This is a genomic window from Streptomyces sp. NBC_01294 (assembly GCF_035917235.1).
GTDB lineage: Bacteria > Actinomycetota > Actinomycetes > Streptomycetales > Streptomycetaceae > Streptomyces > Streptomyces caledonius.
Map to the genome: position 1 here is coordinate 5,693,921 of NZ_CP108423.1, position 12,485 is coordinate 5,706,405.

Sequence of the window (12,485 nt, forward strand, 5' to 3'; positions counted from 1 at the left end):
CGTGCGGCTCCCACCCCCGGTGCGGGTGGCGTCGTCGTTCGGTGCCGGACCGGGCAGCGGTGGGGCGGGGCGGCCCGCCGCCATGGGCGGTGGGCCGGCGTCGCCCGGCGGCGTCGGGATCGTCATCGGCCGCGGCGGCGGGACTGCCAGATGCCCGCGGCGGCCAGGGCGGCCACCGCGGCCATGCCCGCCAGGAGGCCGGCCGACGGGCCGCCGTCCTCCTCCTGCGCGGACCCGGCCGGTGCGGCGGAAGCCTCGGCCGAGGCGCCCGCAGAGGTACCCGCCGAGGTGTCCGCGACCTGGTCGCCGCAGCCCTGCTTCGGGTAGCCCGAGATCGCGCACAGCAGCGCCGCGCTGTTGTAGCGCAGCGGCTTGGCGACCGACGCCAGCGCCTCGGCCGCCGTGGCCTCCGGGGCCACCTGCGCGCAGGCGGTGCGCGGGGCGGCCTCGGGCGGGGCGTCGCCCGCCGGGGCGTCCTGCGGGACGCCGAAGTCGATGACCAGGGCCACCCGCTTCTTCCCGTCCGCCGGGGCGGTCGCCCCGCAGACGGCCTCGAAGTCGGCGGCGGCGCGCGGCTTGGCCGCCTCCGCCGCCGCGTCCTTGCTCACGGAGAAGCGGAAGCCCTGGACGGCGCCGTCCGCGGGCCGGGCCATCGACGGCCCCTGCGTGGCGTACGACCACTGGCCGCCGGCCGAGCCGTCCCAGAACGACCAGTAGCGGTAGCCGGCCGCCAGCGCCGGGGTGGCGGCCAGCAGGGCCAGGACGATCCCGAGGGCGAGGGCCACGGCGGGCGGGCGGCGGCGCATCAGAGCTGGTTCTTCTTCCGGCGGCCGCTCAGCAGGATGCCGATGCCCACGCCGGCCACGGCGCCCGCACCGATGATCCACCAGATGTTCTGGCCGCCGGAGGGCTTGTCCTTCTCGCTGTCCACGGTGGTCGCCTCCGTGTCCGCGCCCTGCGGGGCCGGGCCCGTCGCGTTCAGCGCCGCCACGAGGTCGGTGCCGCCGAAGGACTTCGGGTCGGTGCCCGTGGCGTGCGCCGCGAGGATCAGGGTGCCGAGGCCCGCCGGGCTGCCCTGTGCCCACTGCGCCGAGTTGGCCTTGAGCCACTCCAGCGCGCCCGCCGCCGACTGCTTGTGCCCGGCCGCGGCCAGGGCGATCACCGCGTCGGCGGTGTTGCCGGTGTCCGCGGTCGGCTGGTCCGCGCCCGGGGTGAGCGCCGTGAGGTGGCCGTCCTTCTTCAGGGCCTCGGCCAGGTAGCCGGCCGCGCCGTGGGCGGCGGCCGCCGGGTCGGCGCCGTTCGCCGGGCAGGTCAGCGCGGCCGCGGGGGTGTCCGCCCCGGAGGGGACGACGGCCGCGCCCTTGCCGAGGCCGGCCAGCGCGGCTGCGGCCGTGGCGTCGGCGTTGGCGATCAGCTTGCCGTCGACCGGCTGGTAGGCGAAGGCGCCCCGGTCGGCGGCCGGCTCGGCGGCGCAGCCCAGCTGGAAGGGGAACAGGCCCTCGTACGCCGACTTGCCCGCCTTCGACTTGACCTCGGCCGGCTTCTCGCCCGCCACGGCCAGCGCGCTGATCACCAGGGCGGTGGAGTTGGCGTCGCTCGGGGAACCGGGGACGTAGCTCCAGCCGCCGTCCTCGTTCTGGACGGACTTCAGCCAGTCCACGCTCTGCTTGACCGCCGCGTCCTGGCCGCCGAGCGCCTTCAGCGCCTGCACGGCCGCCGCGGTGGCGTTCGTGTCGTACATCGTCGTCGCGTCGCACGCCACGGCGGCGTTCGGGCGGAAGGAGGCGAAGCCGCCGGTGTCGCACTGCTGGCCGACCAGCCAGACCACGGCCTCGCGGGCGGGCTCGACGCCGACGGTGTGCTGGGCGAGCAGCGCGAAGGACTGCCGCCACACGCCGTCGTACGTGGGGTCGTTCTTGCCGTAGAGCCCGGAGGGGATGACCGGGGGCGCGGAGGGGGAGGCGGGCGGCGCGGTGTCGGCGAGGGCTGCGGGGGCGACGCCCACGCAGAGCACGGCGGAGGCGGCGAGCGCGGCTGCGCTGCGACGGACGATCATGGGGGCTGGTGCCTCTCCTGCTGGGGATCCGGAGGCAGGCACGCACAGGCACCGGGCTCCGGCTCCGTTTACCTCGACGGTGCCGGCCGCCGGAGGACCCGGCGGCGCGAGCCGCGCACTTCCGGTACGGGGCATTCCGGCTCCCCGTCCGGGCGGTGCCGGAGTGGGTCACGGTTGCGGGTCAGCGCCGGATTCGCACCGGCTTCCCCCCGTACGGAAGTGTGGACGACGGCCTCACTGTACCGGCCCGTAGCCTGCGTCCCCGGGGGCGCAGGGGGCCGGCGCCCCTTACCAGGGGTACTGCCCCGGTTCCCCCGGTTCCGTCACAGCGCCCGGTACGTCACCGGGTCGGTCCCCGGGACCGCCTCGGCGCGGCCCTGCTTCACCAGCCGCCGCAGATGTGCCTCCGCTTCGGAGACGGCGATGTTGCGGGAGCCGTACGGGATCTGCTCCCAGGGCCGGTTCCACTCCATCCGCTCCGCCAGCCCCCACGGGGTCAGCGGCTCGGCCAGCAGGGCCCACAGCCCGGACAGCCGTTCCTCGTGGTGGTCGAGCAGTTCCCGTACGCGGGCGGGGGCGTCGGTGAAGGCGTGCTGGTGGGCCGGGAGCACCTCGGCGGGCGCGAGGCGGCCGATGCGTTCGAGGGAGTCGAGGTAGTCGCCGAGGGGATCGGTGACGCGGGTGTCCTCGGGGGCCTCGTACAGGCCGATGTGCGGGGAGATGCCGGGCAGCAGGTGGTCCCCGGAGAAGAGGCGGCCGTTGCCGGGGAGGTCCGCCGGATGGGCCTCCTCCAGGTGCAGGCAGACGTGGCCGGGGGTGTGGCCGGGGGTCCAGATCGCGCGCAGCCGGCGCCCGGCGAGGGGGAGGAGTTCGGCGGGGACGATCTCCCGGTCGGGGACGGCGGCGCGCAGGCCGGGCAGGGTCCGCATGCGGCCGCTCGCGCGGGCGGCGCGCAGCGGGGCGATGTGCTCCTCGGGGGCTCCGGCGGTGGCGAGCTTCGCGCTCATGTAGTCGAACCAGACGCCGGGCTCGGAGGCGCGGGTGCGGACGACGACCTCGGTGTCGGCGGCGTGCATGGCGATCCAGGCGCCGGACGCCTCGCGGACTTGGCCGGACAGGCCGTGGTGGTCGGGGTGGTGGTGGGTGATGACGACGCCGTGGACGTCGGCGACGGCGGTGCCGAGTGCGGCGAGGCCGGCGACGAGGGCGTCCCAGGAGGCGGGGTCGTCCCAGCCGGTGTCGACGAGGACCGGGCCGCGGTCGGTGTCGAGGACGTGGACGAGGGTGTGTCCGAGAGGGTTGTCGGGGATGGGCACCTTGATCCCCCACACGCCTCCGCCGTGATCGGTGACCTGTGACGTGTCCTCCGGCATGAGCCCTCCCCTGTTGCCGCCCTCTTTCGAGAACGTGTTTCAGTAGTAGCCCAAGTCGACCACTTCCCCGGCTTTCTGACTAGTCGTTGGATCTTCTCGGGTGTTCCGTCCTGGCCGTGGACTCCTCGAACTAGAACTGGTATCAGTTCTGGAACGTCAAGCCGCAGGAGGCCTCAGCCATGACCGAGCTCGTGGAACACGGACAACTGTTCATCGGCGGCGAGTGGACGGATCCGCTGGGCACCGACACGATCCGGATCGTCTCCCCCCACACCGAGCAGGTCATCGGCTCCGTCCCGCACGCCTCGAAGGCGGACGTCGACCGCGCCGTCGCCGTCGCGCGCAAGGCGTTCGACGAGGGCCCCTGGCCGCGGATGACGCTGGACGAGCGCATCGCCGTCGTCTCCCGGATCAAGGACGCCATAGCCGTCCGGCACGAGGAGATCGCCCGCTCGATCAGCTCCCAGAACGGGTCCCCGTACTCCTGGAGCGTCCTCGCCCAGGCGCTCGGCCCGATGATGGTCTACGACGCCGCGATCACCGTCGCCCGCGCCTACCCGTACGAGGAGCACCGCCAGGGCGTGCTCGGCCCGATCCTGGTGCGCCGGGAGCCGGTGGGCGTGGTCGCCGCCGTCATCCCGTGGAACGTCCCGCAGTTCGTGGCGGCGGCCAAACTGGCGCCGGCGCTGCTGACGGGCTCGACCGTGATCCTCAAGCCGTCCCCCGAAGCGCCCCTGGACTCCTACATCCTCGCCGACATCGTGCGGGAGGCCGGACTGCCCGAGGGCGTGCTGTCGATCCTGCCCGCAGACCGCGAGGTCAGCGAGTACCTCGTCGGCCACCCCGGCATCGACAAGGTCGCCTTCACCGGCTCGGTCGCCGCCGGCAAGCGCGTCATGGAGGTCGCCGCGCGCAACCTCACCCGGGTCACCCTCGAACTCGGCGGAAAGTCCGCCGCCGTGATCCTGCCCGACGCGGACCTGGACACCACCATCGCCGGGATCGTGCCCGCGGCCTGGATGAACAACGGCCAGGCGTGCGTGGCCCAGACCCGGATCCTCACCCCGCGCAGCCGCTACGAGGAGGTGGCCGAGGCCCTCGCGGCGGCGGCCGGCGCACTGGTCGTGGGCGACCCGCTCGACCCGGCGACGCAGCTCGGCCCGCTCGTGGCCCGGCGGCAGCAGCAGCGCTCCCTGGACTACATCCGGATCGGCCAGGAGGAGGGCGCGAAGGTCCTGTCCGGCGGCGGCCGCCCGGCGGGTCTGGAGCGGGGCTGGTACGTGGAGCCCACCCTCTTCGGCGACGTCGACAACTCCATGCGGATCGCGCGCGAGGAGATCTTCGGCCCGGTCGTCTGCCTGATCCCGTACGGGGACGAGGCGGAGGCGGTACGGGTGGCCAACGACTCGGAGTTCGGCCTCAGCGGCAGCGTCTGGACGGCCGACGTCGAGCACGGCATCGACTTCGCGCGGCAGGTGCGGACCGGCACCTTCAACGTGAACACCTTCAGCCTGGACATGCTGGGCCCGTTCGGCGGCTACAAGAACAGCGGCGTGGGACGGGAGTTCGGCCCGGAGGGCCTGAGCGAGTACCTGGAGCACAAGATGATCCACCTGCCGGCGGGCTATGAGGCGGGTGCCTGATGGGTGACCGCTGGCAGGTCGAGGTGGACCGGGGGGTCTGCATCGGCTCGGGCATGTGCGTGAACCACGCCCCGGACGGCTTCGTCCTGGACTCGGCGCGCCAGTCCCACCCCCGCACCCCGCAGTCGGACGCGAACGAACCGGTCCTGACGGCCGCGGAGGGCTGCCCGGTGGAGGCCATCATGATCACCCTGGCCGCCACGGGCGAACCGGTCTTCCCCCCGGAGGAGTAGCACCGGGCCGGGCCCGCGGAACGAGCGTGTGGAACACCCTTGCGCAGCCGCCGGACGATCGTCGGGCGGCCGCGCAAGGGGAAGAGCACGAGCAGGATCACATGAGCGGCCGTAGCCCGGCGCACCCGGGACCGTGGCTCAACGCCGCCTGGCTCAAGGTCACCTGGCTCAAGGTCACTTCGTCCGCTCGGCGGCGCTCCGCTCCACACAGAACTCGTTGCCCTCGGGGTCGGCCAGGGTCACCCAGCCCGTTCCGTCGTCCTTGCGGTGATCGCCGACAACGGTGGCGCCCAGGGCGACGATGCGCTCCACCTCTTCGTCGCGCGACCGGTCCTGCGGCTGCAGGTCCACGTGCACCCGGTTCTTCACGGCCTTGGCGTCGGGCACCGTCACGAACAGCAGGGTCGAGCCGGGCGCCGTGACCAGGGCCTCGGGGTCCCCCGGCAAGTCGTCGTCGGCGAGCGAGCCGTCCAGGACGGCGGCCCAGAACCGGCCCAGGCGGTAGGCGTCGGAGCAGTCGAAGGTGAGGTGTCGTATGAGAGAAGCCATGGGCGCACTATCGGCTGGCCGCACGGCAGTTGTCCATCGAGATTGCCCGGGGCCGGGCCCCGACTCCGACCCGGACCCGTCCTTTCACGGGTGCCGGTGGTAGGCCTTGTTGGCGATGCGCCAGCCACCGTCCACGTGGACCAGCAGGAAGATGTCGGTGAAGGTGTCCGCGCCGTGCCGGAGCGTCATGGACGCGGTCGCGACGGTGCCGTGGACGTCGACGGAGCCGATGCGGCGGGAGCGGGCCGGTTCGTCCGGGGCCGGCCGGCCGGGGAAGAGGGCGCAGTACTCGTCCAGGCGCCACGAGACGAAGCCGCCGTCCCGGATGCCCTCGACATGGGCGGTGGGCAGGAACGCGTCGCGGAAGTGGGCGGGGTCGCCGGTGGCGTGTCCGCGGAGGTAGGCGCGGAGCGGTGCGACCACCTCGTCACCCACGGCGGGGACCGTGGCGGCGACGGCGACGGCGACGGCGACGGCGATGTCGGCCTCGGGATCGGCAGGCGTGCCGGCCAGATCGGCCGCGCTGCGCACGGCTGTGTCCGACACGGCGGCCAGCAGCGCCATGTCCTTGGCCAGCGCGCCGATCGTGAGCGACTGACGGGCCCGTCGATCCGTCGGTCCATCGACCCGCTGACCCGCTGACCCGTCGGCCCGGCCGCCCGTACGAGTGGTGGCTTCAGGCCTTTTCCGGGGCCGTCAGGTCGATCAGGCGGCACACCGTTTCGATGTCGATCTTGACCTGGGCGATCGAGGCGCGGCCCGAAAGCCACGTGATCAGCGCCGAGTGCCAGGTGTGCTCGATGACCCGGACCGCCGAGAGCTGCTGCGCCGTCGGCGGGGCCTCCAGGCCCATCGCGTCCAGGATGATCGCCGTCGTCAGCCGGGACACCGTGTCCACCTCGGGGCTCACGCTCCGGTCCGCGAAGGTCAGCGCCCGCACCATCGCGTCGGCCAGCTGCGGTTCCCGCTGGAGGGCGCGGAAGGCCCGCATCAAGGTCTCCGCGACCCGGGCCGCCGGGTCGTCCCCGGCCGGCGGGCGCTTGCGCAGCGTCGTGTGCATGTGCTGGAGCTGGTCCTGCATGGTGGCGACCAGCAGGTGGACCTTGGACGGGAAGTAGCGGTAGAGCGTGCCCAGCGCCACGCCCGCGGCCTCCGCGACCTCGCGCATCTGGACGGCGTCGAATCCGCCCCGGCTGGCCAACTGCGCGCTGGCGTGCAGGATCCGGCGGCGGCGCGCCTCCTGGCGCTCCGTCAGGGGAGGCGACGCCGGTGTCGTGACGGCCTTCACTTCCGCTGTCATGTGTCCCGTTCCGTGTCGTTGCGCGGGCTGAATCCGGCTGGTCCGGAGCCAGCATGGCAGGCGCCCGAGCCGTGGCGCGAATCACCTGCTCCGCCTCTTACGGTGTGGTTTCCGGCCGGTAGATTCAATGGTCTTCGACGGATCAAGTCTGAAACTTGTTCTACATTATCCGAGCGGTTACGCTCCGGCGAAAGTGCAGGGAGAAGGGGGCCGAGAGTGACCGCTGAGGCCATGGTGACGAGCCCTTTCGCGGGTTCCGTCACCGACGGCGACCGCCCGCTGCGTATCGCACTCCTCACCTATAAGGGGAACCCGTTCTGCGGCGGCCAGGGCGTCTACGTCCGCCACCTCTCGCGCGAGCTCGTCCGCCTCGGGCACTCCGTCGAGGTCGTCGGCGCGCAGCCGTACCCCGTGCTCGACACGGGCGCCTCGCTCACCGAGCTCCCGAGCCTCGACCTGTACCGCAGCCCCGACCCGTTCCGTACGCCGAAGCGCGACGAGTACCGGGACTGGATCGACGCCCTCGAGGTCGCGACCATGTGGACCGGCGGCTTCCCCGAGCCGCTGACCTTCTCGCTGCGCGCCCGCCGCCACCTGGCCGCGCGCGCGGGCGACTTCGACGTCATCCACGACAACCAGACCCTCGGGTACGGCCTGCTCGGCGACCTCGGCGCGCCCCTGGTCACGACGATCCACCACCCCATCACCGTCGACCGCAAGCTGGACCTCGCCGCCGCGAAGGACCGCAAGAAGCGGCTCTCCGTACGCCGCTGGTACGCCTTCACCCGCATGCAGGGCCGCGTCGCCCGCAGGCTGCCGTCCGTGCTCACCGTCTCCGGATCCTCGAAGCAGGAGATCGCCGAGCACCTGGGCGTCCAGGACGGGCGCATCCACGTCGTGCACATCGGCGCCGACACCGACCTCTGGTCGCCGGACCCGTCCGTGGCCGAGGTGCCGGGCCGCATCGTCACCACCTCCAGCGCCGACGTGCCGCTCAAGGGGCTCGTGTACCTCGTCGAGGCCCTCGCGAAGCTGCGCACCGAGCACCCCGAGGCCCACCTCGTCGTCGTCGGCAAGCGCGCCGAGAAGGGGCCGGTCGCCCGCGCCATCGAGTCGTACGGGCTCCAGGACGCGGTCCGCTTCGTCAAGGGCATCACCGACGCCGAACTTGTCGACCTCGTGCGCAGCGCGCAGATCTCCTGCGTCCCCTCCCTCTACGAAGGCTTCTCGCTCCCGGCCGCCGAGGCCATGGCCACCGGCACCCCGCTCGTCGCCACCACCGGCGGCGCGATCCCCGAGGTCGCCGGACCCGACGGCGAGACCTGCCTCGCGGTGCCGCCCGGCAACGCGGACGCGCTGGCCGCCGCGCTGGGCCGGATGCTGGACGACCCGGAACTGCGGGCCCGCCTCGGGGCCGCCGGGCGCGAACGGGTCCTGACCCGGTTCACCTGGGCCAAGGCCGCCGAGGGCACCGTCGCGCACTACCGCGCCGCGATCGAACAGGCCGCCCGTACCCGCCGCGCGCGGTGACCTTCCGCCTCTTCCCCGCCGCACTCCTCGACACCGCCCCGTTCCCCATGGCCCCGCTCCACACCGCCCTGTTCCACACCACCCCCGTACACCCCCGCGACCGCGAAGGCAGGACCCCGTGCTGACCGTCGATTTCTCCCGGTTCCCGCTCGCCGCAGGCGACCGCGTACTCGATCTGGGCTGCGGCGCAGGCCGGCACGCCTTCGAGTGCTACCGGAGAGGCGCCCAGGTGGTCGCCGTCGACCGCAACGGCGAGGAGATTCGCGAGGTCGCCAAGTGGTTCGCCGCCATGAAGGAGGCCGGCGAGGCCCCGGCCGGCGCCACCGCCACCGCCATGGAGGGCGACGCACTCGCCCTGCCCTTCCCCGACGAGTCCTTCGACGTCGTCATCATCTCCGAGGTGATGGAGCACATCCCCGACGACAAGGGCGTGCTCGCCGAGATGGTCCGCGTGCTCAAGCCCGGCGGGCGCATCGCCATCACCGTCCCGCGCTACGGCCCCGAGAAGATCTGCTGGGCGCTCTCCGACGCCTACCACGAGGTCGAGGGCGGCCACATCCGCATCTACAAGGCGGACGAGCTGCTCGGCAAGATGCAGGCCGCGGGCCTCAAGCCGTACGGCACGCACCACGCGCACGGGCTGCACTCCCCGTACTGGTGGCTCAAGTGCGCCTTCGGCGTCGACAACGACAAGGCGCTGCCCGTCAAGGCGTACCACAAGCTCCTGGTCTGGGACATCATGAAGAAGCCGCTGGCCACCCGCCTCGCCGAGCAGGCCCTCAACCCGCTCATCGGCAAGAGCTTCGTGGCGTACGCGACCAAGCCCCACCTCCCCGTCGGCGCGACCCAGTGAGCTCGCCGGGGCGTACCGAACACCTGGTCTTGGACGGCGTCCTGACCGCCGAGCAGGCCGCCGAGACGGTGGCCGGCATCCTCGCGGCCCAGCGCGCCGACGGGGCCATCCCGTGGTTCCGCGGGCACCACCTCGACCCGTGGGACCACACCGAGGCCGCGATGGCGCTCGACGCGGCCGGTGAGCACGAGGCCGCCGAGCGGGCGTACACGTGGCTGGCCCGGCACCAGAACCACGACGGCTCCTGGTACGCGGCCTACGCCGACCGGCCCGACGGCGTGGACACCACTGCGCCGCAGGACGCCGGCCGCGAGAGCAACTTCACCGCGTACATAGCCGTCGGCGTGTGGCACCACTACCTGTCCACCGGCGACGACACCTTCCTCGACCGCATGTGGCCGGCCGTCTACGCGGCCGTCGAGTGCGTCCTGACCCTGCAGCAGCCGGGCGGCGAGATCGGCTGGAAGCGCGAGGCGGACGGCACGGCCGTCACCGACGCGCTGCTCACCGGGTCCTCCTCCATCCACCAGGCGCTGCGCTGCGCGCTGGCGATCGCCGAGCACCGCGAGGAGCCGCAGCCCGACTGGGAGCTCGCCGCGGGCGCGCTGCGGCACGCCATCCGCCGCCACCCCGAGCGGTTCCTCGACAAGAACCACTACTCGATGGACTGGTACTACCCGGTCCTCGGCGGCGCCCTGACCGGCTCCGAGGCCAAGGCGCGCATCGAGGAACGCTGGGACGAGTTCGTGGTCCCGGACCTCGGCGTGCGCTGCGTCCTGCCCAACCCGTGGGTGACGGGCGGCGAGTCCTGCGAGCTGGCGCTCGCGCTGTGGGCGACGGGGGAGTCGGACCGGGCCCTGGAGATCCTGCGGTCGATCACCCACCTGCGCGCCGACAACGGCATGTACTGGACGGGTTACGTCTTCGAGGACGAGGCCGTCTGGCCGGTGGAGCAGACCACCTGGACCGCCGCGTCGCTGCTGCTCGCCGTCGCGGCGCTGGGCGGGGACGAGGCCACCACCGAGGTGTTCGGCGGGACCTCGCTCCCGGCCGGGCTGGAGCCGGACTGCTGCGGCTGAGCTTGTGCCGCGGCCGCCGCGGCCGCCGCGGCCGCCACGGTCATCGCAGGGGCCGCGGTCTCCGCGGCCCCTGCGGTCCCCGTGGTGGTCGCGGTCCCTGTGGTGGTCGCGGTCCCTGTGGTGGTCGCGGTCACCGGCTTCAGCGGCGTCAGCGACGGTAGAGCCAGCCGGCGATCGTGTGGCCGACGAGGAGGTAGACGACGGCCGCGAGGCCGTAGCCGACCACCACCTGGACCCACTCTCGGCTGAAGGTGAACAGGTCGTAGGACCAGCCGACCAGCCAGCTCGCCACGTCGTGGACGAAACCGACCAGTTCGTTGCCCTGGTTGGCCTCCAGCAGGTACAGCAGGATCCACAGGGCGATCACGAAGGCCAGCACGTCCGCCACCAGTGCGACGGCCCGGCCTGCCTGACTGCTACTTCGGGCGGCGTGTACTCGGGTGTGTGTGGGCATGCCCCGCGTGTTGCCGCCAACGCGCAGGGTAAACCCGAACGGGTCCCCCGGGTGGCGGAGCCGCAGGGCCGGGGTGAGGCTGCGGAGGACGCCTCAGTCCCCGGAGGAAACCGTGTCCGTACCCACGACCGTTCGATTCCGCCGCGCCCTTACGGCGGTGGTCCTGTCCACCGCGCTGATGGTCGGCGCCACCGCATGCGGCAGTGGCGGTGGCGGCAACGTTCAGCGGGAGGAGGTCTCGGCGGCCGCCGCGGCCGAGCTGGCGGTGCTCGCCGCCGCGGAGCCGGCCGCCGTCGAAGCCGATGAACTGGCGGCCCCGACGCCCACGCCCAGTACGACGGCCGAGAAGCAGAAGTTCGCCAAGGCGCGCTTCGTCGCGAACGCCGGGCTCGCGGCCGGGGCGACCTACCAGTGGATCGTCAAGCCGTACCGCGACGGCAAGTTCAAGAAGGGTGCGAAGGGCCGCACCTTCGCGCTCATCAAGGCGGGCCTCGCGGGCGCGTTCGCGTACAACCGGCTGAAGGCGGCGAAGGAGAACGCCCAGGGCGACCCGCTGCTGTCGAAGGCGCTGGTCCCGCTGACGGCGGGCATCGAGTCCCTCAAGGCCCTCGCGAGCAAGCTCCGCAAGGGCCAGGCGGGCGACGCCGACATCGACGCCTTCAACAACGTGATCGACGGCGTGAAGGAAGCCGGCAAGAGCGCGGGCGCCGAAGTGGTCGACAAGGTCCCGAGCACTTCCCAGCTGGGCGGCTAGCGACCGCTGTCGCCGCCCTTCCCCGAATCCTCGGGCGGGCCCATCGTCGGGGCGGGCGTCACGGCCCCCTCGATCGTGGCCCGCAGGAAGAGGCGGGTGCTGCCCGGCTGGAAGGCGTGGGCGAAGACCTTGGTGCAGTAGTGCACGTCCTTGCCCTCGGGCGTGGTGACGTCGCCGGGGCACAGGCCGGAGAGCCGCATGTTCTCCCCGACGGTCTCGGGTTCCGGCAGCCCCAGCCGGGCGAACCGGTTCGAGGCAGGGTGCGGTTCCTGCGGGTGGATGTTGTCGACTGCCACCGCGCCGCTCTTGTTCAACGCCTCCAGGTACCGCTGCGCCTCGGCGTCCGTCACGGTGAAGACGAGCAGCCCCGTGTCGTACGCGGAGCCGGACTTGAACGCCGCCCGCCGGTCCGTGGCGGTGGGCGGTACGGGCAGTCCCATCACCCCGCTCATCCACTCGGGGGTGGCGCCCACCGCCCAGCAGCAAGACTGCTCCTGCTGCACGAGGTCGTCCCACATCTTCACCCCGAGCAGCAGGAGCGCGGCATAGGCCACCCCGAGGAGCCCCGCCGTCACCCCGGCACCGATGAGTACCCGCCGCAGCCAGGTGGGCGGCCGCCGTCGCGGCTCCATGACCGAGCCTGCCATCGTCGTCACGTCCT

At 72.9% G+C, this 12,485-nt stretch carries 14 protein-coding genes and 1 pseudogene; 7 read left to right on the top strand and 8 right to left on the bottom strand.

Annotated features, from left to right (window positions below):
* Positions 1-122: 122 nt before the first annotated feature.
* The 3 genes from OG534_RS25705 to OG534_RS25715 all read right to left on the bottom strand — a co-directional run bounded on the left by OG534_RS25705 (position 123) and on the right by OG534_RS25715 (position 3,429).
* Complete coding sequence (locus OG534_RS25705; RefSeq protein ID WP_326591035.1) at positions 123-806, bottom strand: SCO2322 family protein; 684 nt, start codon at positions 804-806, stop codon at positions 123-125.
* Complete coding sequence (locus tag OG534_RS25710) at positions 806-2,056, bottom strand: prenyltransferase/squalene oxidase repeat-containing protein (protein ID WP_326591037.1); 1,251 nt, start codon at positions 2,054-2,056, stop codon at positions 806-808. Before OG534_RS25710 ends, OG534_RS25705 begins: the two co-directional genes overlap by 1 nt.
* Positions 2,057-2,379: 323 nt before the next feature.
* Positions 2,380-3,429 carry an MBL fold metallo-hydrolase gene (locus OG534_RS25715; protein ID WP_326591038.1) on the bottom strand — a complete coding sequence of 350 codons (1,050 nt, stop codon included), beginning with the start codon at positions 3,427-3,429 and terminating at the stop codon, positions 2,380-2,382.
* A gap of 179 nt (positions 3,430-3,608) precedes the next feature.
* On the opposite strand from OG534_RS25715, the gene OG534_RS25720 reads away from it, so the two are divergent.
* Positions 3,609-5,072, top strand: coding sequence for an aldehyde dehydrogenase (locus tag OG534_RS25720; RefSeq protein ID WP_326591040.1), 1,464 nt, complete (start codon positions 3,609-3,611; stop codon positions 5,070-5,072).
* Entirely contained in the window at positions 5,072-5,305 is a 234-nt protein-coding gene (locus tag OG534_RS25725) for a ferredoxin (RefSeq protein WP_326591042.1), read from the top strand. Before OG534_RS25720 ends, OG534_RS25725 begins: the two co-directional genes overlap by 1 nt.
* Positions 5,306-5,479: 174 nt before the next feature.
* On the opposite strand, the gene OG534_RS25730 is transcribed toward OG534_RS25725, so the two are convergent.
* The 3 genes and pseudogenes from OG534_RS25730 to OG534_RS25740 form a co-directional block, all read right to left on the bottom strand.
* On the bottom strand, positions 5,480-5,854 hold the full coding sequence (locus tag OG534_RS25730; RefSeq protein ID WP_326591044.1) for a VOC family protein: 375 nt from the start codon (positions 5,852-5,854) through the stop codon (positions 5,480-5,482).
* Positions 5,855-5,938: 84 nt separating this feature from the next.
* Positions 5,939-6,442: pseudogene (locus OG534_RS25735) on the bottom strand (nuclear transport factor 2 family protein); the annotation flags it as partial.
* A gap of 88 nt (positions 6,443-6,530) precedes the next feature.
* Positions 6,531-7,154, bottom strand: coding sequence for a TetR family transcriptional regulator (locus tag OG534_RS25740; protein ID WP_326591046.1), 624 nt, complete (start codon positions 7,152-7,154; stop codon positions 6,531-6,533).
* Between the two features lie 216 nt (positions 7,155-7,370).
* Between OG534_RS25740 and OG534_RS25745 the strand changes: the two genes are divergently transcribed.
* Genes OG534_RS25745 through OG534_RS25760 form a run of 4 tightly spaced genes read left to right on the top strand, consistent with a single transcriptional unit; the run spans position 7,371 to position 10,616 of the window.
* A complete protein-coding gene (locus tag OG534_RS25745; protein ID WP_326591048.1) occupies positions 7,371-8,684 on the top strand; it encodes a glycosyltransferase family 4 protein in 1,314 nt (437 codons plus the stop codon).
* Complete coding sequence (locus OG534_RS25750) at positions 8,681-8,809, top strand: hypothetical protein (RefSeq protein WP_326591050.1); 129 nt, start codon at positions 8,681-8,683, stop codon at positions 8,807-8,809. Before OG534_RS25745 ends, OG534_RS25750 begins: the two co-directional genes overlap by 4 nt.
* On the top strand, positions 8,803-9,537 hold the full coding sequence (locus tag OG534_RS25755) for a class I SAM-dependent methyltransferase (RefSeq protein WP_326591053.1): 735 nt from the start codon (positions 8,803-8,805) through the stop codon (positions 9,535-9,537). Before OG534_RS25750 ends, OG534_RS25755 begins: the two co-directional genes overlap by 7 nt.
* A complete protein-coding gene (locus tag OG534_RS25760; protein WP_326591054.1) occupies positions 9,534-10,616 on the top strand; it encodes a prenyltransferase in 1,083 nt (360 codons plus the stop codon). Before OG534_RS25755 ends, OG534_RS25760 begins: the two co-directional genes overlap by 4 nt.
* Before the next feature lie 148 nt (positions 10,617-10,764).
* On the opposite strand, the gene OG534_RS25765 is transcribed toward OG534_RS25760, so the two are convergent.
* Entirely contained in the window at positions 10,765-11,070 is a 306-nt protein-coding gene (locus tag OG534_RS25765) for a hypothetical protein (protein ID WP_326591055.1), read from the bottom strand.
* Positions 11,071-11,248: 178 nt separating this feature from the next.
* Here OG534_RS25765 and OG534_RS25770 point away from each other — a divergent pair, with 178 nt between their 5' ends.
* Complete coding sequence (locus OG534_RS25770) at positions 11,249-11,824, top strand: hypothetical protein (protein ID WP_326593837.1); 576 nt, start codon at positions 11,249-11,251, stop codon at positions 11,822-11,824.
* Here the strand turns inward: OG534_RS25770 and OG534_RS25775 are convergent.
* Positions 11,821-12,480, bottom strand: coding sequence for a hypothetical protein (locus tag OG534_RS25775; RefSeq protein WP_326591057.1), 660 nt, complete (start codon positions 12,478-12,480; stop codon positions 11,821-11,823). The genes OG534_RS25770 and OG534_RS25775 overlap by 4 nt on opposite strands.
* Positions 12,481-12,485 lie beyond the last annotated feature (5 nt).

What these genes read in the sequence shown, in the direction of transcription:
- OG534_RS25705 (WP_326591035.1), bottom strand. Translation starts at nt 806, where the DNA reads ATGCGCCGCCGCCCGCCCGCCGTGGCCCTCGCCCTCGGGATCGTCCTG.
- OG534_RS25740 (WP_326591046.1), bottom strand. Translation starts at nt 7,154, where the DNA reads ATGACAGCGGAAGTGAAGGCCGTCACGACACCGGCGTCGCCTCCCCTG.
- OG534_RS25730 (WP_326591044.1), bottom strand. Translation starts at nt 5,854, where the DNA reads ATGGCTTCTCTCATACGACACCTCACCTTCGACTGCTCCGACGCCTAC.
- OG534_RS25770 (WP_326593837.1), top strand. Translation starts at nt 11,249, where the DNA reads ATGGTCGGCGCCACCGCATGCGGCAGTGGCGGTGGCGGCAACGTTCAG.
- OG534_RS25710 (WP_326591037.1), bottom strand. Translation starts at nt 2,056, where the DNA reads ATGATCGTCCGTCGCAGCGCAGCCGCGCTCGCCGCCTCCGCCGTGCTC.
- OG534_RS25720 (WP_326591040.1), top strand. Translation starts at nt 3,609, where the DNA reads ATGACCGAGCTCGTGGAACACGGACAACTGTTCATCGGCGGCGAGTGG.
- OG534_RS25725 (WP_326591042.1), top strand. Translation starts at nt 5,072, where the DNA reads ATGGGTGACCGCTGGCAGGTCGAGGTGGACCGGGGGGTCTGCATCGGC.
- OG534_RS25765 (WP_326591055.1), bottom strand. Translation starts at nt 11,070, where the DNA reads ATGCCCACACACACCCGAGTACACGCCGCCCGAAGTAGCAGTCAGGCA.
- OG534_RS25715 (WP_326591038.1), bottom strand. Translation starts at nt 3,429, where the DNA reads ATGCCGGAGGACACGTCACAGGTCACCGATCACGGCGGAGGCGTGTGG.